At 61.5% G+C, this 20,757-nt stretch carries 20 protein-coding genes and 1 tRNA gene; 17 read left to right on the top strand and 4 right to left on the bottom strand.

Features of this window, described 5'->3' with window-relative positions; translation table 11 throughout:
* Positions 1-33 precede the first annotated feature (33 nt).
* Both D8M36_RS07490 and galK read left to right on the top strand, forming a co-directional pair.
* Positions 34-1,596, top strand: coding sequence for a threonine/serine ThrE exporter family protein (locus D8M36_RS07490; protein ID WP_126847913.1), 1,563 nt, complete (start codon positions 34-36; stop codon positions 1,594-1,596).
* A 10-nt stretch (positions 1,597-1,606) separates the two neighbouring features.
* The gene (galK, locus tag D8M36_RS07485; RefSeq protein ID WP_126847911.1) at positions 1,607-2,806 is read left to right on the top strand and encodes a galactokinase; all 1,200 of its coding nucleotides are present in this window, start codon (positions 1,607-1,609) and stop codon (positions 2,804-2,806) included.
* A gap of 6 nt (positions 2,807-2,812) precedes the next feature.
* Here galK and D8M36_RS07480 read toward each other — a convergent pair whose 3' ends face one another.
* Both D8M36_RS07480 and D8M36_RS07475 read right to left on the bottom strand, forming a co-directional pair.
* Positions 2,813-3,859: an adenosine deaminase gene (locus D8M36_RS07480; protein WP_126847909.1), complete on the bottom strand. Its 1,047-nt coding sequence runs from the start codon at positions 3,857-3,859 to the stop codon at positions 2,813-2,815.
* Positions 3,860-3,862: 3 nt separating this feature from the next.
* Positions 3,863-5,086, bottom strand: coding sequence for a pyridoxal phosphate-dependent aminotransferase (locus tag D8M36_RS07475; RefSeq protein ID WP_126847907.1), 1,224 nt, complete (start codon positions 5,084-5,086; stop codon positions 3,863-3,865).
* Between the two features lie 218 nt (positions 5,087-5,304).
* Here D8M36_RS07475 and D8M36_RS07470 point away from each other — a divergent pair.
* The 5 genes from D8M36_RS07470 (at position 5,305) to rplA (ending at position 7,735) form a co-directional block, all read left to right on the top strand.
* A tRNA-Trp gene (locus D8M36_RS07470) sits at positions 5,305-5,377 on the top strand.
* 71 nt (positions 5,378-5,448) lie between these two features.
* Complete coding sequence (gene secE / locus D8M36_RS07465) at positions 5,449-5,712, top strand: preprotein translocase subunit SecE (RefSeq protein ID WP_126847906.1); 264 nt, start codon at positions 5,449-5,451, stop codon at positions 5,710-5,712.
* A gap of 28 nt (positions 5,713-5,740) precedes the next feature.
* Entirely contained in the window at positions 5,741-6,496 is a 756-nt protein-coding gene (gene nusG, locus D8M36_RS07460) for a transcription termination/antitermination protein NusG (protein ID WP_126847904.1), read from the top strand.
* Positions 6,497-6,577: 81 nt separating this feature from the next.
* Complete coding sequence (gene rplK, locus D8M36_RS07455; RefSeq protein ID WP_055089313.1) at positions 6,578-7,009, top strand: 50S ribosomal protein L11; 432 nt, start codon at positions 6,578-6,580, stop codon at positions 7,007-7,009.
* A 6-nt stretch (positions 7,010-7,015) separates the two neighbouring features.
* Positions 7,016-7,735, top strand: coding sequence for a 50S ribosomal protein L1 (gene rplA / locus D8M36_RS07450; protein WP_126847902.1), 720 nt, complete (start codon positions 7,016-7,018; stop codon positions 7,733-7,735).
* Positions 7,736-7,823: 88 nt separating this feature from the next.
* On the opposite strand, the gene D8M36_RS07445 is transcribed toward rplA, so the two are convergent.
* Complete coding sequence (locus D8M36_RS07445) at positions 7,824-9,407, bottom strand: peptide MFS transporter (RefSeq protein WP_126847900.1); 1,584 nt, start codon at positions 9,405-9,407, stop codon at positions 7,824-7,826.
* 365 nt (positions 9,408-9,772) lie between these two features.
* On the opposite strand from D8M36_RS07445, the gene D8M36_RS07440 reads away from it, so the two are divergent.
* Positions 9,773-10,954 (top strand): Gfo/Idh/MocA family protein, encoded by a 1,182-nt coding sequence (locus D8M36_RS07440; RefSeq protein ID WP_164497578.1) that lies wholly within the window; start codon positions 9,773-9,775, stop codon positions 10,952-10,954.
* Between the two features lie 79 nt (positions 10,955-11,033).
* Here D8M36_RS07440 and adhE read toward each other — a convergent pair whose 3' ends face one another.
* Positions 11,034-13,649: a bifunctional acetaldehyde-CoA/alcohol dehydrogenase gene (gene adhE / locus D8M36_RS07435; protein ID WP_126847896.1), complete on the bottom strand. Its 2,616-nt coding sequence runs from the start codon at positions 13,647-13,649 to the stop codon at positions 11,034-11,036.
* A gap of 679 nt (positions 13,650-14,328) precedes the next feature.
* Here adhE and rplJ point away from each other — a divergent pair.
* The 9 genes from rplJ (at position 14,329) to D8M36_RS10095 (ending at position 20,715) form a co-directional block, all read left to right on the top strand.
* Entirely contained in the window at positions 14,329-14,844 is a 516-nt protein-coding gene (rplJ, locus tag D8M36_RS07430; RefSeq protein ID WP_065247372.1) for a 50S ribosomal protein L10, read from the top strand.
* Positions 14,845-14,961: 117 nt separating this feature from the next.
* Positions 14,962-15,348 (top strand): 50S ribosomal protein L7/L12, encoded by a 387-nt coding sequence (gene rplL, locus D8M36_RS07425; RefSeq protein WP_016664006.1) that lies wholly within the window; start codon positions 14,962-14,964, stop codon positions 15,346-15,348.
* A gap of 148 nt (positions 15,349-15,496) precedes the next feature.
* The gene (locus D8M36_RS07420; RefSeq protein WP_126847895.1) at positions 15,497-16,351 is read left to right on the top strand and encodes a hypothetical protein; all 855 of its coding nucleotides are present in this window, start codon (positions 15,497-15,499) and stop codon (positions 16,349-16,351) included.
* A 15-nt stretch (positions 16,352-16,366) separates the two neighbouring features.
* Entirely contained in the window at positions 16,367-17,143 is a 777-nt protein-coding gene (locus D8M36_RS07415) for a hypothetical protein (protein WP_126847893.1), read from the top strand.
* 84 nt (positions 17,144-17,227) lie between these two features.
* Complete coding sequence (locus D8M36_RS07410; protein ID WP_126847891.1) at positions 17,228-17,698, top strand: hypothetical protein; 471 nt, start codon at positions 17,228-17,230, stop codon at positions 17,696-17,698.
* 443 nt (positions 17,699-18,141) lie between these two features.
* Positions 18,142-18,978: a hypothetical protein gene (locus D8M36_RS07405; protein WP_126847889.1), complete on the top strand. Its 837-nt coding sequence runs from the start codon at positions 18,142-18,144 to the stop codon at positions 18,976-18,978.
* Positions 18,975-20,012: a hypothetical protein gene (locus tag D8M36_RS07400; protein ID WP_126847887.1), complete on the top strand. Its 1,038-nt coding sequence runs from the start codon at positions 18,975-18,977 to the stop codon at positions 20,010-20,012. Before D8M36_RS07405 ends, D8M36_RS07400 begins: the two co-directional genes overlap by 4 nt.
* A complete protein-coding gene (locus D8M36_RS07395; protein ID WP_126847885.1) occupies positions 19,997-20,521 on the top strand; it encodes an ATP-binding cassette domain-containing protein in 525 nt (174 codons plus the stop codon). The genes D8M36_RS07400 and D8M36_RS07395 overlap by 16 nt, the downstream gene beginning before the upstream one ends.
* Positions 20,518-20,715: a hypothetical protein gene (locus D8M36_RS10095; protein ID WP_161970230.1), complete on the top strand. Its 198-nt coding sequence runs from the start codon at positions 20,518-20,520 to the stop codon at positions 20,713-20,715. The genes D8M36_RS07395 and D8M36_RS10095 overlap by 4 nt, the downstream gene beginning before the upstream one ends.
* Positions 20,716-20,757: the final 42 nt, after the last annotated feature.

Raw genomic sequence — 20,757 nt, 5'->3', positions numbered from 1 at the left:
CGCGGCCCGCCGGCCGTGTGCCACGATGGTGGGGTGAGCACTTCCCTGACCCGCCTGCACCAGGTATTCGAACTCGCCATGCGTATCGGTGAGGTCATGATTTCGAACGGTGCCGCAGCGGCCGACGTGACCGCGACAATGCTACGCGTCACCGCGTCTTCTGGCATCCGCAACGTGTCGGTGCAAACGACTCTGACGGAAGTCTCAGTGTCCTATTATCAGGACACGCAATCGGCGCCGTTTACGCGCATTCGCACCGCGGGCGGTTACACCTACGACTTCACGAAGCTTGATCGGGTCGACCAGATCACGAGCAAGTACGTGAAGGGTGAGATGGGCCTTCACGAAGCACTCCTTGCCGTCGATCGTGTGCGCTCGATGAAGCGGTTCTATGGCCCGATAGTGACGACGCTCGCATGGATCCTCATGGGTGGTGCATGCGCGATGTTCTTCGGCGCAGGCATTCTCGTGACGGTCTTCGCGGCCCTCGCCGCGGGCGTGCTGTGGCAGGTGTACATTCTTTTCGACAAGATGCGCTTTCCGGTGTTCTACGCCCAGATCGCGGGCGGGTTCATCGTCGTGCTCATCTCGCTCATCGTGAATAGGCTCGACCCCACGGCAAACTCCTCCCTCGTGGTGGTCGCGTGCCTGGTCATGGTGCTCGCGGGTTCGACGTCGGTAGGCGCGATGCAGGACGCGATCACGGGGTGGTACGTCACGGCCGCGGGGCGCTTGCTCGAGACGTTCATGCTCACGGTCGGTGCCGTGATCGGCATCCGTGGCGGCATGCTCGTTGCCGACTGGGTGGGGGCAGATATTTCGATTACGTCGACGGTGCCGGCGACGCTTATTTCCACCTTGCTCGTGGCGATCGCGGGGGCGTTCATCGGGCTCGGCTATGCGGTGGGTTTTCAGGTACCGCCGCGCCTTTTGCTCTGGGTGACACTCCTGCCGGGTTTTACCGCGACTTCGGCGTTTGTGATCGAGGTTGCGGGGCTTGAACGCGCGTGGGCGACGGGAATCACCGCGTTCTTCGTTGGCGTTTTCGCGGTGGCGATCTCGCAGCACGCGAAAGCGTACGTCAATATCCTCATTGCCCCCGCGATTATCACGATGGTGCCGGGATCCGTGATTTACCGCGGTCTTCTTGGCTTCAGCGACGGCAGCAACACGGGTGCGAGCTATCTGTTGCTGGCGTGTGAGATCGCGATCGCGATCTCGGCGGGCGTGATTCTTGGTGAGCTCGTCGCGAGCCATGTCGTCACACTCCTTGCGAGCGGGCGTGTGCGCGTGCCCACTATTTCGCAGCCGTTCGGCACGAATCGTCACCGCCGTATGGTGACCTTCAGGCGCCGTCGTAAGCCTGGCGCTCTCACGACCGCGATTCCCGTCGTCCACCTCGATCCGGACGAGCTCGACCCCACGATCGATATCGAGGCCGGTCCTGACTGGCGCGAGGATCTTGAGAACCTCCAGCCGGACACGCGCGAATCGGGATTCGAAATCGTGGAGATGGCCCCTGAAGACATCGAGATGCCGGCGATCCGCGCCGATGAAAGCGCAGACAAGGACACACAATCTTCCGAGCCCCTCTAAACTTGTGGGTATGACTGAGTTGCATGCTGCTCCCCACGACGCCGATGCCATCGAGAAGGTTTCCCGCGAATTTAGGGAGGCTTTCGGCAGCGAACCGGAAGGTGTGTTTTCGGCCCCCGGCCGCGTGAACATCATCGGCGAACACGTGGATTACCAGCAGGGCCTGTGTGTGCCGATGGCAATCTCGCACCGCTGTTTCGTTGCCGCGCGCCGCACTGATGCGGGCGTCGTGCGGATGCGTTCCGTGCAGTCCGGCGAGACGGTCGAGGCTTCCGCTCCGGAGCTGGCCCCCGGCGCGGTGGACGGTTGGGCTTCTTATGTGGCGGGCGTCGTGTGGGCGCTCGCGGACCGCTTTGAAGGGGGAGTCGCGAGCGGTGTCGATCTGCTGATTGACGGCTACGTTCCGCTCGGCGCGGGGCTCAGTTCGAGCGCGGCCCTCGAATGTGCGGTTGCAGCGGCGATTGAGGAACTGTGCAAACTCGGCACCACGCCGCACGAACGGATCCGCGCGGCGATCAAGGCGGAAACGGAATTCGCAGGAGCGGCCACGGGCGGGCTCGATCAGTCCGCGTCAATCCTTTGCGAGGAGGGCCACGCAATTCTTCTCGACTGCCGGGATTTTTCGACGACGTCCGTTCCTTGGGACCTCGCCGGCCAGGGTCTCGCGCTGCTCATCATTGACACGCGTGCCCCGCACAGCCTCGTGGGTGGCGAGTATGCGGAGCGCAGGGCGCAGGCCGAAGCGGGGGCGCGTGCGCTGGGCGTGGAAAGCTTGCGGGATGTCCCGTTCGAGGGGGCTTCCGACGCTTGCCGTGGCATCACCGATCCCGTGGTCCAAAGGCGCAGCAGGCACATCATCAATGAGATCGAGCGCGTGCGCGAGTTCGCCGAGATTCTTGAGACGGGCTCGATTCGCGAGGGCCTTGCACGCATTGCCGAGCTGCTCAATGCTTCGCACGACTCCCTTCGCGACGACTACGAGGTGACTGTCCCGGAGCTCGATGTCGCGGTGGAGGCGGCACGCGACGCAGGTGCCCACGGCGCGCGCATGACGGGCGGCGGCTTCGGCGGAAGCGTGATCGCGCTTGTGGAGGCGGACCGCGTTGCGACCGTGGCGGGCGCGGTGGAGAGCGCCTTCGCCGAGCATTCCTTTACCGAACCGATGTTCTTTCTCGCGACGCCGAGCCGCGGCGCCGGACGCGACCGCTAAGAGTCTTTAGCCTTCGCCCTCGTACCAGGCGCTCACGCGTGCGAGCTGCGCGTGCTTCTCCGTCTCGCTCATGCGCGATGCGCGGATGGAACCCGCGGCGAGATCCGCGATCTCTCGATCGGTCATGCCCATCGCGCGAACGGCTTCGTATTGCGCGAGCAGGCGCGAACCAAACAGGAGCGGGTCGTCCGCGCTGAGCGCGATGGTCGCCCCGTGCCGCGCGAGCTGTGGGACGGGCACGTCGCCGATTTCTCGGTACACGCCGAGTGACACGTTTGACGCGGGGCAGACCTCGAGCGCGATGTCACGCTCGATGAGTGTCTCGAGCAGGCGGGGGTCCTCGATCGAGCGTACGCCGTGGCCGAGACGCGTGGGCTCGAGCGAGTCGACAACCTCGTGAATGTGGGGCGGGCCGAGGAGTTCGCCACCGTGGGGCACCGACGCGAGGCCGCCGTGGCGGGCGATCCGAAAAGCCGCCGCAAAAGAGCTCGTGTCGCCGCGTCGCTCATCGTTGGAGAGGCCAAAGCCCATCACGGTGCCCGCGTACTGCACGGCGAGGCGCGCGAGAATACGCGCATCGAGGGGGTGGCGCATTCGGCTCGCCGCAACGATGATTCCCATGGAGATGCCGAGATCGCGCTCGATGGCGCGCGCTTCGTCCACGATAATCTCGATCGCGGGGGTGAGGCCGCCTACGAACGGGGCGTAACTTGTGGGGTCGATCTGGAGCTCGAGTCTCACCGAGCCCTCGGCGAGATCGTCTTCGGCCGCTTCGCGCAAGAGGCGGCGCATGATGGTCTCCGAGTTGACGACCTTGCGCGCCGCGTCGTAGAAGCGCTGAAAGCGGAACCAGCCGCGTGCGCTCGGCTCGACCTTGAGCGCCGTTTGCTCCGCGAGGGTGCGCGGCAGCCGCAGGTTCTGCGTCGAGGCGAGTTCCTGAAGCGTGTCGTGGCGCATCGATCCCGTGAAGTGCAAGTGCAAATGCGCCTTGGGGAGGGTGCGCAGGTCACGCTCACCTTCGCGGCGGGGGGCGTGAGTGCCGACGTTAGCCATGGCCTAGCCAAGCACTTTCTGAAGTCGGGACACGCCTTCCGCCAAGTCGGCGTCGGAAAGCGCGTAGCTGAGGCGGAGGTGACCCGGTGCATCGAACGCTTCCCCGGGTACGAGCGCTACTTTCGCGCGCTCGAGGATGAGGGAGGCGAGTTCGGCGGAGCTTTCGACCCGCACCCCGGCGATTTCGCGGCCGAGGAGGCCCGTGACATCGGGGAAGGCGTAGAACGCGCCGCGCGGAGTGGGGAGCGAGAGGCCGTCAATCTCCCGGAGCATGTCGCACATGGTGCGGCGTCGGCGATCGAACGCGGCTCGCATGTCGTCGAGCGGTTCGGTGGGGCCCGTGAGGGCGGCGATCGCGGCTCGTTGCGCGATGTTGTTGACGTTCGAGGTCAAGTGGCTTTGAAGCCGTGCGACGCCTTTCGCAATGTCAGGGGGAGCGATGAGCCAGCCCACGCGCCAGCCCGTCATGGCAAACGTCTTTGCCACGCCGTTGAGGAGCACCGTGCGGTTCTCGAGTTCGGGTACGAGATCGAGGATTGAGTGGAACTGAGCACCGTCATACGTGAGGTGCTGGTAGATCTCGTCGGAGAGCACCCACAGATCGTTCTCGAGGGCCCAGCGGCCGAATTCCTCCACCTGGTGTCGCTCCATGATCGCGCCCGTGGGGTTCGAGGGCGAGCACAGAAGCACCACCTTGGTGCGGGGCGTGCGCGCCGCCTCAAGTTGTTCGACCTCGGGAATGTACCCCTGATCGGCGCCAGCGCGAACCGTCACCGGAACACCTCCCGCAAGGCGGATCGCCTCGGGGTAGGTCGTCCAATACGGCGCGGGTAGGAGGACCTCGTCGCCCGGATCGAGGAGCGCGGCAAAGGCCTCGTAGACGGCTTGCTTGCCACCGTTTGTGACGACGATTCGCGAGGGGTCGACGTCGAGGTTGTCGGCCTCGGAGGTTGCGCGCGCGATCGCCTCCTTGAGTTCGGGAAGGCCCGTCGCGGGGGAGTAGCGGTGATTTCTGGGGTCGCGTGCCGCGGCGATGGCAGCTTCGACGATGTGTTCGGGCGTCGGGAAGTCTGGCTCTCCGGCGCCGAAGCCGATCACGTCCTCTCCGCTTGCGGCTAGTGCCTTCGCCTTCGCGTCAACGGCGAGGGTTGCCGACTCGGCGATCGATGCGAGACGCGCAGAAAGGCGCCGTTCGTGCTGTGCGGGGGTGGAGAGATCGAGGCTCATAGCTTCGATCTTGTCAGAAAAACCATGGCGTCGCGTGAAACTGCCACGTGGGAAGCGTAAAGCAGGGCGAAGGTAGGCCGTGGGCGAAGGCATGCAAGCCGAGTGCGTCACACAATCGCTCTGAGAACGCCCGCGACTAGACCTGGGCGAAGGATTCGCCTATGATCGTATCTGGCCCTTTTGAGGGCTTCGCTCCTCGGGCAGTGCTCGTGAAGCACAGGGCAGTGGCGCAATTGGTAGCGCAACGGTCTCCAAAACCGTAGGTTGCAGGTTCGAGTCCTGTCTGCCCTGCTTTTTCTTTAAGCGGAAATCCCCAGCGCCGGATCGCCACGTCGCCGACGTGGAGATGGAGAAGGAAAACGATGAGCGTTCACCCCGAGACCGATCCCACTCGTGGCGACTTCGAGCAAGAGTCGAATATCGGCACGAAGAACCCGTTTAAGGCGTGCTGGATTTTCCTTCAGCAGGTCTTCGCCGAACTGCGCAAGGTCGTCACGCCAACTGGCCGCGAGATGGTCACGTACACGATCGCGGTGGTGGCTTTCGTTGTGTGCATGATCCTTCTTGTGTTCGGCATGGACTTCGTGTTCGGCTCGCTCGCGCGCACGCTCTTCACTGCGCACTGAAAATCTTAAGAGTAAGGAAACGAAACTCGTGGCAGAAGACATGAACGACGACCTCGCAAACGAGGCGCTCGAGACCGCCCCGGAAACGACTGAGGCCCCGGAGAGCACCGAGGCTCCCGAAAGCGCTGATGCGACTGAGGGCACCGAGGCCCCCGTTGTGCTTGACGCGGACTCTGAAACCACAGTCGAAGACCCGGTCGTGGCACTCAAGCGTCACTTGCGTTCCGCCCCCGGTGAGTGGTACGTCATCCACTCGTACTCGGGGCACGAAAACCGCGTCAAGACCCAGCTGCTCACCCGCACTGAAACTCAGGACATGGAGGACTACATCTTCCAGGTCGAGGTGCCCATGGAGGATGCGACCGAAATCAAGAATGGCCAAAAGAAGGTCGTTCGCCGCGTGCGCATCCCCGGCTACGTGTACGTGCGCATGGACCTCACCGAAGCCTCGTGGCGCGTGGTGCGTGACACCCCCGGCGTGACCGGCTTTGTGGGAAACAGCACCGATCCTGTACCTCTCTCGTTCGATGAGATTTACTCTCTGTTGGCGCCGTCGGTCAACCTGCCCGAGAAGAAGAAGTCCTCTTCGTCGAAGGCCAAGGAAAAGGCCGTTCCGGCGTTCGAGGTGGGCGAGTCCGTCACCGTGATGGACGGCCCCTTCGAGACGATGCCCGCGACTATCGCGGACATCGACGACACCAACCAGAAACTTCGGGTTCTCGTGTCGATTTTCGGCCGCGAGACCCCGCTCGAGTTGGGCTTCGAGCAGGTCGCCAAGATCTGAAAATGCCTACCCGCACTCGCGGGACCGTAGTGGGAGGGTGTCGAACGGCATCCGCCCGAACCACGACAAGAAGGAAGAGCAATGGCTCCCAAGAAAAAGGTCGCGAGCATTATCAAGCTCCAGATCCAGGCCGGACAGGCAACGCCTGCCCCGCCGATCGGCCCGGCACTCGGTGCCGCCGGTGTGAACATTGTTGAGTTCACCAAGGCCTACAACGCCGCCACCGAAAGCCAGCGCGGCAACATCATCCCGGTTGAGATCACCGTGTACGAGGATCGCTCGTTCACGTTCATCACGAAGACGCCGCCCGCTGCACGCCTCCTCCTCAAGGCAGCTGGCCTTGATAAGGGTTCGCCCGTGCCCCACACCCAGAAGGTGGGCAAGGTGACCATGGAGCAGGTCAAGGAGATCGCGCAGACCAAGATGCCCGATCTCAACGCAAACGATATTGACGCCGCCGCGAAGATCGTGGCTGGAACCGCGCGTTCCATGGGCATCACGGTGGAGGGCTGATCCAACATGGCAAAGAAATCTAAGGCATTCAAGGACGCAGCTGCGCTCATCGAGGAAGGCCGCCACTATGCGCCTCTCGACGCCGTGCGCATCGTGAAGAAGTCCGGCTCCAAGAAAACCGATTCGACCGTCGAGGTCGCCATGCGCCTGAGCGTTGATCCCCGTAAGGCGGATCAGATGGTGCGCGGCACCGTCAACCTCCCGCACGGTACCGGTAAGACCGCCCGCGTCATCGTGTTCGCTACCGGCCCCCAGGCTGAGGCTGCACGCGCCGCAGGTGCCGATGAAGTCGGCGACGACGACCTCATCGAGAAGGTCGCCGGCGGCTGGACCGACTTCGACACCGCCGTGGCAACCCCGAACCTCATGGGTAAGGTGGGCCGCCTCGGCCGCGTGCTCGGTCCCCGTGGCCTCATGCCGAACCCCAAGACCGGCACCGTCACGATGGACACCGCCAAGGCTGTGGGCGACATCAAGGGCGGCAAGATCGACTTCCGCGTCGACCGCGCTGCAAACCTTCACTTCATCATTGGCAAGGCCTCGTTTAGCGAGCAGCAGCTCGTCGAGAACTACGTCGCGGCGCTCGAAGAGATCCTGCGTCTCAAGCCGGCGAGCTCGAAGGGCCGCTACATCTCGAAGATCACGATGTCCACGACCTTCGGTCCTGGCGTCCCGATCGACGTGAACCGCACGCGTAACCTCGCCGAGGAGACCGACGAGGCCTGAGCCTCGCTCCTCCCGGAAGGGAAAACATAAGAATCGGGCCCCGCGCACTGCGCGGGGCCCGATTCTTATGTGGGGATCGAGAGCGTTGCTATTTCGCGACCTTCACGCCCACCTCGCGTGCGCCACTAAGCTCACGCTGGTCGACGTCATCCATCTTCGACTGCACCCACGGCGCGATCAGGAACATCACGACCGCCACCACGATTGTCACTACACCGAGGCCGTAGTAGTACACGGAGTCACCGAGATTTGCCCTCTTGACCTGGTCAATGATGACCGACGTGAGACCCATGCCGACGCTCGGCGCAAGGTACCAAAGGGTCATGGTTTGCGAGGCAAACTGCTTCGGTGCAAGCTTGGTCGTCACCGAGAGGCCCACGGGGTTCATGCACAGCTCGGCAACCGTCTGCACCACGAACACGAGGCCCAGGTACCAGAACGGGGCGAGCATGCCCGCGCCCGGCCACGTTCCGAAGCCGTAGCCCATGAGCACGGCCGACAGCGCGATGATGACGAGAGAAAGGGCGAACTTTGCGGCCGTGTTCGGGAACTTGCCCTTGCGGCGCGTAAAAATCCACGCGATCACCGGCGAGAGCAAGAGCACCGCGGCCGGGTTGATCGACTGGTAGACCTCGGGGGAGAGGTTGAGGCTGCCGATCGTGCGGTCCGTGTTGTTCTCGGCGAAGAAGGCCATCTTGCCGGCCGCCTGCTCGAAGATCACGACGAACAGGATCTGACCTACCCACAGGGGCAAAAACGCGCCGAGGTGCGTGCGCTCCTCTGCAGTGACCTTCGGGCTCTTGAACATCGTGAGGAAGTAGTAGGCGCTCATCACGAGTGCGAAGGCGAACAGCGAGTAGGCAATCGCCGAGTGAAGCTCGCCGAGAAGGGCGTTGAAACCAAGGACGAGCAGGGCCGCGATGACCACGACTACGAGGCCGCCAAGGGCGAGACGCGCGCCTTCACCCTTCTGGAGCGGGTTCGGGATGCGGTAGGCGAATTCGCCGAGCTTGTGGCGACCGTAGAAGAACGACACGAGAGCGAGCGCCATACCGACGGCAGCGGCGAGGAAGCCCACGTGGTAGCCGAAGTGGCCGCGCAAGAAGCCCACGACGAGCGGCGCGACAAGCGAGCCCACGTTGACCGACATGTAGAAGTACTGGAAGCCGGCATCTCGCCTCGGGTCGTCTTCGTCGTAGAGGCCGCCCACGATGGTTGAGAGGTTTGGCTTGATGAGGCCGGTACCGATCGCAATGCAGATAAGACCCGACCACGACGTAATCGCGGCAGGGAATGCCAGCAGCACGTGGCCGAGCATGATGACCGAACCGCCGATAAGCCCCGAGATCCACGGCCCGAGGATGCGATCGGCGATGATGCCGCCCGGGATCGTCATGAGGAGCACCGCGGCGCCGTAGGCCGACACGATGACCTGACCGGCGGTATCGGAAAGCCCGAGACCCTGGTGAGCGGCGACATCGGTGAGGAAGTACAGCAGGATCGCGCGCATGCCGAACCAGCTGAAGCGTTCCCACATCTCTACCTGAAGCATCCAGGGCAGGCCGCCAGGGTGGCCGATGAAGGACTTATCGTTCTTGGAGGGGCCCGTGCGTAGTTCCGAGGGCCGGTACTTGTAGACCGCTGAATCTTGTGCGGACGGATTGGTCGTCATCGATAAATCCTTGCTTTGTCGATCTCCTGAGGACCGCGTGTAGCGGGCGAGGGGCGGCCGGCGCACGGGTTGTGGCCGGGGGTGGCGCGGGGTGTGCGCCGTATTTCATCCATGACATCAGACCTCGACTACGCGGCCCGAGTCAGAAATGGCAAAAAACGTGATCGCCGCAACTACCGATCCGGATGATCGGAAAGATAAGAGGAGTAGGGACCTAGGGCACGGGAAGGAAGGGCACCCAGAGGGAATGGTCCAGTCACGTTATTGACGAAAAATCTGGGCGGGCAGGCCCGTATTATCAGAGGAATAGAGACCCACGGAACGTGTGCGGACCACTCTTGGAAGGCACCCGAAAGGAGAACTCGTTGAGGCAGAACACAGATCTTCGAGTAGGGGTAGTGGGCTTCGGAGCCCGAGGGCCCCTCGCGCTTCACGCACATAAGCCGGGTGAAGGCTCTCGCGTGTCGGTTGTCGCGGATCCCTCCGAGCGAGGCAAAGCCAAAGCACGCGAAATTATCGGCGAGGACGTACGCACCGTGGACACGGTTGACGATCTCCTTTCGGGCGGTGACGTGGACGCGGTGATGATCCTTGCCCCCGATAATCTGCACGCCCCGATTGCGCTGAAGACGCTTGAGGCGCGCATTCCCACTTTTACCGAAAAGCCCATGGCAATTTCGGTCGAGGATGCCGATGCAATGTTGAACCTCGCGTATGAGAAACGCACGGGCCTGTATGTGGGTCACAACATGCGCCACATGCCGGTGATCCGGCAAATGAAAGACATGATCGAGCAAGGAAAGATTGGGCGGGTGCGTGCCATCTGGTGCCGCCACTTCGTGGGCGCCGGCGGCGATTTTTACTTCAAGGATTGGCATGCCGAGCGCGAGCGCGCCTTCTCCCTCCTGCTGCAGAAAGGCGCGCACGATATCGATGTGATCCACTGGCTCGCCGGCGGGTATACCCGCCGAGTATCGGGGATCGGAGGACTCGAGGTCTACGGTGACATCGAGGATCGACGCGATAACTCGGATCGCCTTATGTGGGACTGGTTCGATGCGGAAGTCTTCCCACCATCGAGGCAAAAAGAGCTCAATCCCGTGATCGATGTCGAGGACATCTCGATGCTGCACATGATGCTCGACAACGGCGTGTACGCCTCTTATCAGCAGTGTCACTTCACTCCGGATTACTGGCGGAACTATACGGTGATCGGTGACGAGGGGCGCCTCGAAAACATGGGGGATCGTGCTGGTGAGCAGATTTTTCTGTGGAATTCGCGGCACTCGGGGGCGGGACGCCCGGATGAGGTGGAAGTGATCGCGAGGGCCGACGGCGGCCACGGCGGCGCAGATCCTCGACTCATCACCGAGTTTCTCGAGTTTGTGAGAAATGGTGGCCGCACCGACGTTTCGGTGATCGCCGCACGTGAGGCCGTTGCCACGGGTGTGGTGGGCGCTCTTTCCATCCGCTCGGGTGGGCACATGCTTGACGTTCCACCCGTGCCAGCGCGCGTGCGCGAGTATTTCGACTCGGGGCAGTCCTAGCTCACTTCGCGTATCAATCATGAGGGGTGACCCCGCCAAGCGGAGCCACCCCTCATGCACTCAGGTGGAGAGCCTTCGACTACTTCGCGTGCTTCTCGCTGTAGTCGAGCTCGCCCTCGAACGCGTCGCGGATGAGCGCCTTGAGTTCGCTCACGAGCGGCTGCTTCGGGTTGGCGGGCGTGCACTGGTCCTCGTAGGCGCGATCGGCAAGGGTGTCGATCGTCTTTTCGAGGTGCTCGAGCTTCGCCCCGTTCGCCTTGAGCGACATCTCGATGCCGATGTCCTCGGCGAGCTCGGTGACGGCCTTGACGAGCGAGGCAACGCCTTCTTCCGTGGTCTTTGCCGGGAGGTTGAGTGCGCGGGCGATTTCGGCGAAGTCCTCATCGGCGCGGAACGATTCATACTTCGGGAAGAGCGCGTGCTTGACGGGCTTCTTCGCGTTGTAGTTGATCACGTGCGGGAGGAAGATCGCGTTCGTGCGGCCGTGGGCGAGATTAAACTCGGCGCCGACCTTGTGCGAAAGCGAGTGCACGATACCGAGGAAGGCGTTCGCAAATGCGATGCCCGCCATGGTGGAGGCATTGTGCATGTTCTCCTTGGCCTCGCGGTCGCCCTCGAGAACCGACTTGCGAAGGTTCGCGAAGATCATCTGGATCGCGCGGAGCGAGAGGCCCTTCGTGTAGTCCGAGGCCATGGTCGACACGTACGACTCAATCGCGTGGGTGAGCGCGTCCATGCCCGAGTCAGCCGCCGTGCGCGCGGGAACGGTGTCCACGAACTGGGCGTCGGCGATCGCGACGTCGGGGAGAATCGCGTAATCGGCGATCGGGTACTTCACGTGGTTCTCGGAGTCGGTGATGACCGCAAACGGGGTGCACTCCGAGCCGGTGCCCGAGGTGGTGGGGATCGCGACGAAGCTTGCTTTTTCACCGAGCTTCGGGAACGTGTAGGTGCGCTTGCGGATATCGAGGAACTTCTGCTTCATACCGAAGTAGGAGGCGTTGCCATCCTCGTAGAACATCCACATGCCCTTCGCGGCGTCCATCGCGGAGCCGCCACCGAGGGCGATGATCGTGTCGGGCTTGAACTGGTTCATCTGCTCAACGCCGCGGAACACGGTGTCAGAGCTCGGGTTCGGCTCGACGTCCGAGAAAATCTGGTACTGGATTGGGTTGCGGCGCTCGCGAAGCTGCTCGAGCACGATGTCAACGTAACCGAACTGCACCATCCCCGGGTCGGTCACGATGAAGGCGCGGTTGATGCCTTCCATGTCGCGCAGGTACTGGGTGGAGTAGCGCTCGAAGTAGGTCTTCGGAACCTTGAACCACTGCATGTTGTTACGACGCTCCGCAATTCGCTTGATGTTGATCAGATCGATGGCCGACACGTTGCGCGACACCGAGTTGTGGCCGTAGGAGCCGCAGCCGAGGGTGAGCGAGGGAATGAGGCCGTTGTAGATGTCGCCGATGCCGCCCTGCGAGCTCGGGGAGTTCACGACGATGCGGCATGCGCGCATCGCAATGCCGTATTCGCGCTCTTGCTTCTCGTCGCTCGTGTGGATCACGGCAGTGTGGCCGAGCCCTCCATGCTCGAGGAGCTGATCGGCGAGCTCGAAGCCTTCGGCGGCGTCCTTCACGACCTTGTAGCCGAGCACCGGCATGAGCTTTTCTTGGCTGAACGGGTGGTCTTTGCCCACGCCGTCGATCGGCACAAGAAGAACCTTGGTGTAGGCGGGAACCTTGAGGCCTGCGCCTTCGGCGATCTTGAGGGCGCTCGAGCCCACGAGTGCGGGGTTGACGCCGCCCTTCTCGGTGATCATGAATTTCTCGAGCTTCGTGCGCTCGGTCTTGTTGAGGAAGTAGCCGCCGTACTTTTCAAATTCGGCGACGAACTCCTTGTTGATGTCTGTGTGGACGAGAACGCTCTGCTCGGAGGCACAGATCATGCCCGAGTCAAAGGTCTTCGACAGCAGGAGATCGTTGACCGTGCGCGAAATCTTCGCGGTCTTGTCCACGTACACGGGAACGTTACCGGGGCCCACGCCGAGGGCGGGCTTGCCGGTGGAGTACGCGGCCTTGACCATGCCGGAGCCGCCGGTGGCGAGCACGAGGGCAACCTTGTCGTGGTTCATCAAGAGGCCCGTTGCTTCGAGCGAGGGCGTTTCGATCCACTGTACGCAGTTTTCGGGAGCACCGGCCTCGACGGCAGCCTCGTACACGACGCGCGCGGCATGGGCGGAACTCTCCTGTGCGCTCGGGTGGAACGCGAAGATGATGGGGTTGCGGGTCTTCAATGCGATGAGCGACTTGAAGATCGTGGTCGAGGTGGGGTTGGTCGTCGGCGTGACGCCTGCGATCACGCCTACGGGTTCGGCAACCTCGATTACGCCACGGGTTTTATCCTCGTGGAGGATGCCAACGGTCTTATCGTGCTTGATCGAGTTCCAGATGTACTCGGAAGCAAAGATGTTCTTGATGATCTTGTCTTCGTACACACCGCGCCCGGTTTCTTCGACCGCGTGCTTGGCGATTGCCATGTGCTGGTCGAGCGCGGCGAGTGCCGCCTGGTGCACGATGTGGTCGACCTGTTCCTGCGTGAAGTCGCGGAAATCCTTGAGCGCGGTAGCACCCTTGTCGGCGAGAGCGTCGATCATCGCTTGGGTATCGACATCGGGCGTAGCTGTGGCATCTGCCATGAGCGTGTCCATCCTTTTCTGGCGGGTGGAGTGAATAGGGAAGTACGTCGTTGTGACTCAAATCTACTTTGCTAGTGGGTGGTACTCAACTGACAACGGTAAATTTCAAATACCGACAAAAGGCCTGTTCAAGAAGGGATTTGGTCGCGGGGTCGTGCACGGCTGCGCAAGACTGGAGTCGGTGTGGCGTGGCAAGCGTCGGACCTGGTCGCAAGCGCCACCTTAGCTCTCTAGGGGTATAAGGTCCCCGTTTGACCTGCATGTTCGTTGAGATCATAAATCCTGGGAAAAGTTGGACTTCAGGGCGGGGTCGACGGGTGTGCTCGAGCAGTCGGTAATGTGCAGCGAGGGGCCGACGCTTCCCGCGGGGATATTGGTCCCCTTTCTGTAAATGTGGCCCGATTCACGTCGAATTGTTCCGCGTCGATCCTGTGGGAGGGATCACCGCTATCGGGGTTTGCTTGCGGGGGTTGCGGGAGTAAAGTTGTTGTCACCGAAGACCGCCGGTCGTCGCCCTGCCATCAGGGGGACCGAAAGCTTTCACCGTGGTGAAGCGGCCTGCGCAGGTGCTCAAGAAACGATACGCGCACTCTCGCGCGCTTTGCCTTGACCCTGCGGTCAGGGCTTTTTTCATGACTGAAGCTTTCAGGCCGGCCTCGAGACCTCTGGAAGGAGGGCCATGGCGAGGCCTGACAAGGCAGCTGCCGTTGCCGAGCTTACGGAACTGTTCCGTGAGTCGAACGCGGCAATTCTGACCGAGTACCGCGGGCTGAGCGTTGACCAGCTCAAGACGCTGCGTCGTTCGCTCGGTGCCGATACCACCTACGCCGTGGTAAAGAACACGCTCGCCGCTATCGCGGCCCGGGAAGCCGGGATTGATTCCCTCGAAGGTGACCTGAACGGCCCCACCGCGATTGCGTTCATTAAGGGTGAGCCGGTTGAACCGGCCAAGGCCCTGCGTGACTTTGCCAAGGACAACCCCATGCTGGTCGTCAAGTCCGGTTACTTTGAGGGTAACCCCCTCACGGCTGACGACGTTGAGAAGCTTGCCGATCTCGAATCGCGCGAGGTTCTTCTTGCCAAGACTGCCGGTGCCCTCAAGGCATCGATGTCGAAGGCTGTTTTCGTTCTCGCTGCGCCGCTTACCAAGGCTGCGCGCACCGTGGACGCCCTGCGTGCCAAGAACGAGGGCTGAGGCGTCGAGTCTCATCCCGAGGCGTAATGCACGCGCTCGGCACAACCTTTTACACAAACACTCGGCGCACATGCGCCAGACACCTGCGGGTGTCGCTTGACAGGAAGGACTAGCCCCATGGCTAAGCTCACCAACGAAGAGCTCATTGAAGCTTTCAAGGAAATGACCCTCATCGAGCTCTCCGAGTTCGTGAAGCAGTTCGAAGAGGTCTTTGACGTGACCGCTGCTGCCCCCGTTGCTGTTGCCGCTGCAGGCGGTGCTGCCGGTGGCGAGGCTGCCGCTGCTGAGGAAAAGGACGAATTCGACGTCATCCTCGAGTCGGTCGGTTCGGCCAAGATCGCCGTCATCAAGGAGGTGCGCGCTCTCACGGGGCTCGGCCTCAAGGAGGCGAAGGACCTCGTCGATGGCGCTCCCAAGCCGGTTCTCGAGGCTGCTTCGAAGGAAGACGCCGAGAAGGCCAAGGAGCAGCTCGAGGGCGCTGGCGCAACCGTCACCCTCAAGTGATCTCCGCGCTCTAAGCGCACCCAGCATAGAAAAGGCCGTCCCGTTCGGGGCGGCCTTTTCCTTCTGCATTCAGAAGTGTGAAGCGCCTCTCAATAACACTTGGTAGGGTGTGCCGTGATTCCACCCCCACATCCCTCAAGGAGTCGACATGACCCCCACCTCTCCCGCCTTGACCCGCGCCGCGCGAGGCGTCGCTGCACTGCTCCTTGCCACCTCCCTCGCTGGCTGCGGGGCGCTCGGGAGCAGCGTCGCGAAAAAGGACGAAACCTCTCCCGCGGCCCCCACGTCGACCTCAAGTGAAGGCTCTGTCGAGCCGAGCGAGGAGGCAAGTGGCGATCCGAGCGATACGTCGAGCGCCACGCCGGGGGACACCTCTTCTACGACTCCCACCGGCGATGAAAGCGCCCCCGCAGCTCAAGGGGAGGAGCAGCCGGCCGGCAACCCCGATTCACCCGCGACATGGCTTGCGAACACCCCGTACGTTCCCCTCGAAGGTATTGACAGCGTGACAGTCGACGGTGTCTATGGGGGCGCGCCCGCCGGCAACACGTTCACGCTGAGCTTCACCTTCGATCATCCGAATGCTTCGCAAGGGTGCATCGATGCTGTCGCCGCAGTGAATGAGATCGAAATTCCCATCCAGCAGATGGCAGTCGCAAAATACGAAGGAAACTTTAAGGCGTTCGACCCCTCATCGATCGCTCCAACGATTCAAGCCGCCGCCGTTCAGAGCGATGAGGACCTCACCCTCATGGACGCCTACAACGACATCCTCGCCGAATGCGCGAATACCCCCGGTGAGCCAGCATCGGTCGTGGAAAAGCTTCCCGAACACGAGGGCATCCATGTGCAGCTTGGGTCCGCGGACCTGATCCTCGCCGGCAAGTCCCACGGCAATCGCCACATTTGGATGATCCTTGCGAATGTCGAGCCTGAGCAAGCCAAAACCTATATCGATGCCCAAATCGACCTTTTTGATCGCACTGTGACGAATGCCGCCTGACCGGTGAGGATTTTCATGATCAACTCAACTTTGCTCATGTCTGCTCGCCGCCCACGTATGTGGTTTTCGGGCCTCGCCGCACTCGCCCTAGCCACATCGTTGACGGGGTGCGGAGCGCTTACCGATGCTGGACAGAACGACCGATCGGACTCCTCGTCGACCTCGCATAGTTCAAGCGAAAACGGGCACACGAAGGGGAGTGGCGGGCACGGCGTTCCCGACCGGAAAAAGCAGCCCGCAGGCAACACCGATGATGTGAAGTCATGGCTTCTCACCGAGGAGCATCTGCCGGTGGACGGCATGAAGCCCAGCGAAGTCGAAGTCGACAAAGGAGAGGGCGACTTCGAGCTGAGCTTCTCACTTGAGCACCCGAACATTTCACCAGAATGCACAGATGCGGTCACCACGCTCAACAACACCTCGTTTACTTCCGCGACCGTTGCGACGAGCGTGTTCCGAGGACGGCCCGCTCCGGGCTCCGCCAATGCGGAGTCGATGATTAAGATTGTCGCGTTGACGACCCCCGACGATATGAACGTCATGGACTTCTACAACGATGTTGTGCAAAAGTGTGGAGATATCCAGGGAGCGCCCCCGGTCACCGTGGATAAACCTTTCGGTGGTGAAGGGGTGCACGTCAAGCTTCCCGACGAAGAATTCTTCCTCGCTGGAAAATCCAGCGGCAAGCGCCATGTCTTCGTCGTCATGTCCGATGTCGGTGATGACGATGCTCAAGCCGTGATTGATGCTCAGCTGGATCTCTTCGACCGGTCGATTGCGAGCGACCGTTAAGTGACCGGCGGCCTCTCCACCTCGGTTGGAGACACAACAAGTGGCAAAAACTCCGCACCGACTGCAGGGTGGAATCGAGAGTGAATGAACAGTGCCCCGACGGCAACAGCGTCGTGCGGGCAGGCGTCGGAACATGGGGGCTCCGAAGAAACTCAAGCAGACCTCGCACGCTGGCTCCTTACGGCTGAAGAATCGGACCAGATGTCAAGCTTCAACAAGGTGACCGTTGAGGTCGAAACGCCGAGTGATCAGCAGCTGACTTTCCCGGTAGAGATACCCGACCCGAACTACCTTCAAGCCGACTACCGGAAAGACTGCAGAGCCGCTGTCCAAGCGATGCAGGCGCCTCAATCAGGTGTGAACACAGTCGTCGTGGCTGACTACTCTGAAGACGAGGGCAGGTTCAGCCGCAATAAACACCGACGCCCCAAAGCCCGGGTCATGGCGTTCCGCACCGATGAAGAGGTAGATATTGTGCAGCTCTTCCGGCTCGAGGATGAGCTGTACGTTGATGAATGCGGTACAGAGCCGAGTTTTTATCAGTGCCTCCAGTAAACTGCTCCCTTTGTTGAGGCGCAGCTCAAAAAGTTCGAGCGTGAGGCGAAGTGGGGGCCAGCGGTATCGAAGCTGGAACGAGCTCTTCATCGTTGCCGTCCCTGCTCGACGGCCGATGTGCAGTGCGGTCCAAGGCCCCTGTCGCTTCGCAGAAGTTGCGAAATACTTTCACGTAAACCTTGTGGCGCTACGAACGTGATGCTAGTCTCACCGCCAAAGGCCTAGGAAAGTAAGCGCAGTTCAAGGAGGAACGATGAAAGACCTGGTTGCGCTGATCTCTTCCGCAACTCTCATGTTTTCGGGTGTGGCAGCGTGGCGCGACGGCGGGAACCAGTGACGGCATGGCATCGTCGCGGTCATCTAACGTCATCGGTCTTATTGCTGCGGCCGGTGTTGCGGTGGTTCTCGGGCTAGCAGCAGGTGCACTCTCATTTTGGGCCCTCGTGAGTACCGGAATGGGCCCGGAAGAACGGGTAGCGAATGGGGCACCGGCGCTATATGTCGATGCTCCTCTCGGCGATAATCCATTCGTGCGTGATTCCTCGAGGAAAGTGCACGAGGTGCCGGCGTCGGTGAAGTCCTTAGCTTCGCCTGTGTGGTTTTACTCGCTTGGCGACCCTAGGGGCCTTGGCGGGCACAACAGAAAAAACGACGAGGTGTTCTTTAATCCGAACATCAAGGGGCCAAGTAGAGATCATCTCGAGAAGACTTTCTCTCGGTCAAAAGTGCACCCGATCCCGAAGTTCGTTATGGGGGACATCTCTCGCGACTCGTTTCTGTTTGTTCACCTCGATAAGATTGATCGCCCCAGCGGCCTGTACGTCTTCCCCGGACTAAACGAGGGTGAAGTAGAGCGCCTGAGAAAAGACATTGAAAGCGAAGGCTATAGCGTTACCGTGCCAGAAGGTGGGGTAGTGGCAGGATTCTTTGGCATCCCTATCTTCGTGATGTTCCTCGTGATGGTTACCGTGATTTTTGGGGTCGCCTGGAAGCTGGGGTCTTTGCTTCGATCTTCGGGCGGGCATGCGGCGCTGGTCCGAGCGAATCTGGGGATAGATGACTCTCGTGCGCATGTCTTTCACGTTGGTGTTTCTATTGCAATCTATGTGTTATTCGCAGTTCTCGCCGTCATCGGCCTCTTCTGCTTTATGGGTGGGATCGGCATAAGCCCGTGGGGGATTGGATGGTCAATCGCGGTCATTATTACCGTGGCCGCGGGGTTTCTCCTGGGTCAATGGCGTAGTGAAAAGAGCATTAGCTCAGCAAAGGAGCTGTCATGAGCCTCTTTCGAGACACCATTCGTGAAGACTGGACGGTTCTGCTCTCTCTTATGCTCCCCGTTGTTCTTGCTGTTGCCGTCTTTGCCTTCCCCGTGTCGAGCACGGTGGCGCAGCGGGACCTGAGGCTAGGGACGGTCGGCGACAGTGCTCAAGAGAGCCTGCGATTGACGGAATTTTTTCCTGGGGACTTCACCGCGGACCCCAGCCAAGTTGCGGCCCTTCAAGGACTCCTGCAGAAGGGGAGTATCGAGCTTAGGATTCCGTTAGGGGCATTCTCCAACGAGACCGCAAAAGCCTCGCAAGGTGTCGTGGTCTCCGGTGCGACCTTTGATCGAATATGCGCTGTACCGGATGGCGAAAAATACGTTGCCGCAAGCAAACTGGACGACGCATCGGTTGCGAGGATGCTGGAACCAACTCCGTTCCGAAATCCCGCAGAAATCGTGGAACTTTCCTCGCAGACCCGAAGCGGGGCGCTCGGGTACGAATACATTGACCTCGACGAGGGGGTACTTGTGTGCGTCACTCCCGAGGCCCTGGATGAAATGATCGCTCACGTGGGGGCAGCGACGGTGATTGACTCCGCCAAGGTCACGAGGCCGCTCGCGGATGCTGACCTCGATCCACTCACCAACAATGACGGCGCTGTGAGTGTGAGTGGGCAAGGCGATGCACAGGGCCGCTCTCAGATTGGTTTCGTTGCAGCCCTCAGCGCATGTGTGCTCGCCCTATTCGTGATGGTTGCCTGGGTTTTCGTGCGCACCATTCGTGACAATGTCGCCGCGCTCAATGCTCGAAACGCCCTCGGGTACAGCCCTGCCGCTCTTCTGCGAGACTTAATCGGCCTTGCAGCGGTGATTTGGGTTGTGCCCAGCATGCTCGCGTTCGTACCCGCAGCTCTCGTGGGAGCCTACCCGGTTCCTCTCTCACTGGTGTGTGGGGTAGCGCTCGTGCCCGCTTGTGTGCTCGTTGCGCTCACCTGGCATGGCGTCACCTCTCAGGGGGTAAAAACCGCGGCATGGGTGAGACGATGAAGAGCGAAAGTGGGACGCACTGGGTCAGAGCTGACGGTGTGACCAAGGCCTACGCAGTGGGCAAGGAAGAGATCCTCGCCCTTCCGCCAACGAGTGCGGAATTCCAGTCCGGAGACGTCCTTGTTGTTCACGGCCCCTCGGGGGCGGGGAAAAGTACTTTCCTCAAAATCATGGGGCTTGCCATCCCGCCAACGTCGGGAGAGGTCATTGTTGACGGCGCACCCGCCCCGCGCGTGCCTTCGAAGGCGGCTAGTCGAATGCGCGCCGAATTTTTCGGCATGGTGTTTCAGGACCTTCTTCTGGACGAACGTTTGACAGCCAGGGAAAATATTGTGCTGCCCGTGCGCGCTTCGAGGGGATGGGGAGGGGGAGGCCTCAGCGAAGAGGCGCAGAAGTGGGCGTTAGAGCTTGCGGAACTTTTCGGAGTGTCTCACCGGCTCGACTTTCCTGCTCGGCTTCTCTCCGGCGGGGAAAGGCGCGCGTCGCGATCGCGAGGGCGATGGTGGTGAGGCCACCAATCCTCATTCTGGACGAACCAACGGCGAGCCTGGACCCCAAGAATGTCGAGATTGTCGTCACGGGGGTGGAGGCGCTTGCGAAGAGGGGACACGGGATACTTGTCGCAACGCACGGCGAGCACTTCGATGCCCTCGCAAGTGCGACGCTCACGCTTGGAGCTTCCCGCCGCGGCAGTGCGGAATGACGTGGTGCTCGACGTGACCACAGTCTCGCCAATTTTTTCACT

The sequence above is a fragment of the Dermabacter sp. HSID17554 genome, from assembly GCF_003989295.1.
GTDB classification, from domain to species: Bacteria; Actinomycetota; Actinomycetes; order Actinomycetales; family Dermabacteraceae; genus Dermabacter; species Dermabacter vaginalis.
This window is presented reverse-complemented; position numbering and strand designations above follow the sequence as displayed.